General features: G+C 40.6%; 4 protein-coding genes. 1 reads left to right on the top strand and 3 read right to left on the bottom strand.

Annotated features, from left to right (window positions below):
* Positions 1-408, top strand: a 408-nt coding sequence (locus NWQ57_RS17070) for a GNAT family N-acetyltransferase (protein ID WP_306023376.1), incomplete at its 5' end; no start/stop codon positions are given.
* Positions 409-927: 519 nt separating this feature from the next.
* Here NWQ57_RS17070 and NWQ57_RS17065 read toward each other — a convergent pair.
* The 3 genes from NWQ57_RS17065 to lpoB form a co-directional block, all read right to left on the bottom strand.
* Positions 928-2,193 (bottom strand): GGDEF domain-containing protein, encoded by a 1,266-nt coding sequence (locus NWQ57_RS17065; RefSeq protein WP_306023375.1) that lies wholly within the window; start codon positions 2,191-2,193, stop codon positions 928-930.
* Positions 2,194-2,392: 199 nt separating this feature from the next.
* Entirely contained in the window at positions 2,393-2,860 is a 468-nt protein-coding gene (locus NWQ57_RS17060; protein ID WP_306023374.1) for a glycine zipper 2TM domain-containing protein, read from the bottom strand.
* Positions 2,861-2,899: 39 nt separating this feature from the next.
* Entirely contained in the window at positions 2,900-3,502 is a 603-nt protein-coding gene (gene lpoB / locus NWQ57_RS17055; RefSeq protein WP_306023373.1) for a penicillin-binding protein activator LpoB, read from the bottom strand.
* Positions 3,503-3,515 lie beyond the last annotated feature (13 nt).

Raw genomic sequence — 3,515 nt, 5'->3', positions numbered from 1 at the left:
ATTGAATACAAAGTCAATCAGCCCATTAGCGCTGAGGAATTTTGCGAGTTGCTTTCAAATACGTCGTTAGGTGCAAGGCGTCCACTTCACAACAGGGACCTGATTCAGGGCATGTTGGATAATGCAAATTTACTAGTGACCGCTTGGCAACAAGGCAAACTGTTGGGGCTAGCCCGTTCAGTCACTGACTTTCATTACTGCTGCTATTTGTCAGACTTAGCGGTGCACGAAGGCATTCAATCACAAGGCATTGGCCGTAATCTTATCAAACTGACTAAAGAGCAACTTAACGATTCGTGTAGCGTAATCTTGTTAGCAGCGCCACTTGCAGAAGGTTACTACCCTAAAATCGGTTTTGAACAACACGATAGTGCCTGGATACTGCGGAGTATTTCGCAACTGAGCTAATCACTGGCTTTATTGACCCAAAACCCTAGGAGAAAATATGATGGAAACTATTATCGATATCGCGCTAAAGGCTGGTTTTGTGATTTTAATTGTCTTTATCGCTGCAATAATAATGAGCAAAAACAAAGGTGGTAAAAAATAACGGGTAGGCTGTCATTTTGTAAATGTTTTACATTTGATGGGCTTAGCAGGCACTCCCAACAACAAAAAGCATGAGTCATCTTGTGAAGATAAGTTAAGATGATTCAAGATTTTCCTCGCGAATCTTCGTTCTCTGACTACCAATGAGACACCCGTCTTTAGGGCAATTGCTCATGCTTAAGAAAAACCCATTTTCATTTTTACGTAAGGTATTGTTATATGCTTGGGTGGATATCTTGTGCCTTCTTTTTAACCGATAGGTTGCAAGGGCCTCTGCGCCGCAATTTCACCGGCAATACACTCGACTACACTGACTTAAATGCAGTATTTATGACCAAACCTTAAAAAGTTTAGCCGCGGCAAAAGCCTTATTATGGACTAAGATAAGTCGCTTAAGGTTGCGACACCAATAGCATTTTTACCTTGGTGTTTCGCACTATACAGTGCCTCATCGGCGCATGATAAGAGTTGGTGGGGTAAATCATTGAAATGTAAGTGTTCAGCTGTTGCGCTGACAATGCCAAATGAACATGATGCATTGAATTTATGGTCGCCAATGCCATAGAGGCTTTCAGATATATGTTTGCGAATTCTCTCAATTATCATAACTGCATTGTTTTCTTGTTGATTATCCGGCAATAAAATCACAAATTCATCGCCTCCTAAACGTGCGATACAATCAGATGGGCGAATATTTTCTTTAATTATCGTTGTTATTTGCCTCAATAACTCATCGCCGTTTGCATGGCCATATTGATCATTTATGGTTTTGAAATTATCTACGTCGAACACGCACACAGAGAGTCCATGCAACTTATTACGAGAAATTGAGTTAATGACGTCTGTTAAGCGAATTTCTAAAAAACTGCGAGAAAACGCTTGAGTTAAATGGTCGTACATCAACCGATTATTTAGTTGACGTCTTTCTTCGTACAATTTGTCGATATGAAGCACCAATATCCAAGCTATACTGCAAGTGACTAAAAATGAACCAATCCAGGTAAGAGGTGGAAAATCAATGACTTGAATACCTGTGAAGGTATCACTTACGCCCGTTATCATCCAAACTAAATTAGCCAACAAAAGCAACTGAACCGTGCTTGTTGCTCCATTTTCGTGTCTTCTTCGTTGTCGAACGTAGACGTTTACCAAAATGAAAATGCAATACATCGCCAATATTAGTATCCAGGCCCCCCACATTTGAAACAGTGGACCATACATTAAGCCCGTGTAGTATTGAGATGTTGAGTAAAACGCTTTACTAAGAAAGTATTGATTGGGTACTACCGCCAAGATTGAAAAACATGCACAAATGGCGTAGCACCATTTTAACAATATCGGGGCTTTGTATTGAAAAAATGCGATATAAAAATGCAGGCTCAGCACAATGGTAAACATCGCACTAATGACGGTCAGGCGATTTGCTACATTTAGGTAATTTAGGTTGTCAGCAGAATTTACCAACACCGCAAAGGCGCTAAAAAAAATGCTACTCGTGAGTGCTGCCAGCGCGAAAATCAGATAGTACCTAACCGATTCTTCGTAGCGAAACTTGAGACGAAAATACAACAGTATAAAGAAAATGCTTAAAATCAAACTGATACTAGCGGTAATAAATAAAGGCAAAGATAGAACTTGAACCATGCTGTTTCTCTATTCAGCTAAAATAATCTTCGACATTCCTAACAAGTTTTGAATGCAAAAACACAGTGTTATTGAGCAATACCAAGTTACGGCAGCTGAATAAGATGATAGTAAAACATTGGCTATTCACTACCTGACAAAATTTCATATACGCTAATAAACCGAGGCTTGGCCTTATTTTGGTCAAGCCTTTGTTAACTTACATTTGTTTATCGATTCGAACTGAACCATCAGCCAAATATATCATACGTATTTTATCTCTTGGCTGAAAAATCATAGCAGGATCTCGGTCTTGTACCACCATGTATTCACTACCATCTTCAATAGTGATCATAAGTTCAACCAACTGTAAGGTGATTTGCTCGACGCGTTGATTGTTGGTATTGGCGACAGAACCACCCAACATAGCGCCAAGTATGGTGCTTAAGGCTCGCCCCCCACCACTACCAAACTGATTACCGATAGTGCCGCCAATAAGTGCGCCACCAAATACTTTCCAACCATGATTCCGATCTTCAAGTAATTCAGTTTGCGTCACATTTCTCACAGAAGTCACTTTGCCAAATATTACCTTGTCTACCGGCACTGCTTCGTTGCGCTGATAGTCAGCAAGGGCAGGGGTGAGATACCCGACCAATAATAGGGCACAAACAAATAGTGCTTTCATGGAGTTATCCTCATAGTGACTTGTTGAAGTGGGCGAGCATTACCAGCCAAGCAATTCTTTGGTACGTGTTTTACGGATTTCGGTTTCATCTGCCCATTCAACCAAGCCGCTTTCTAAGTCCATTAAACGCATGGTGAATTTGTAATACACGTCAGACTTATCCGCATTGGTTTTGACAATACTTGATAAATTTCCGTACAACATGTATTCCGCGCCAACTTGTTTGCCAAATTGCACCGCTTTAACAGGATCGACTAAACCGCCTTCATTTTGATAATTAAGCTGCTCACGTACCGCACTCACTTTGCCCATATCAACAAATCGAAATTTGCCAGACTTTAATAACTGTGTTGAAACAGAGTCAGTTAATGATTCAGTATCAATATGCTCACTGGTTTTATTTTTCACTGAATCCACAAAAACAATGGGGCGTTTGTTCATGGTCATCGTGCCAACCACTGGAGACTGCAAAAGTGAATCCGTCATTTCATTGGCTATTTTCTGTAAATCAGTTGAGCCAAAATTGACATCCGTGGTTTCAACGGCTGTGGCATCCCCATACCGCACTACGGATTGGTTTGCACAGCCCGCCACGACTGTTAAAGACATGCTTATGGCACTTATGACGAGTAATTTTTTCATTGGTTTATCCTAT

The organism is Paraglaciecola sp., assembly GCF_030730205.1.
GTDB lineage: Bacteria > Pseudomonadota > Gammaproteobacteria > Enterobacterales > Alteromonadaceae > Paraglaciecola.
The sequence above is the reverse complement of the archived record's forward strand: the minus strand, read 5'-3'. Positions and strand labels throughout refer to the sequence as shown.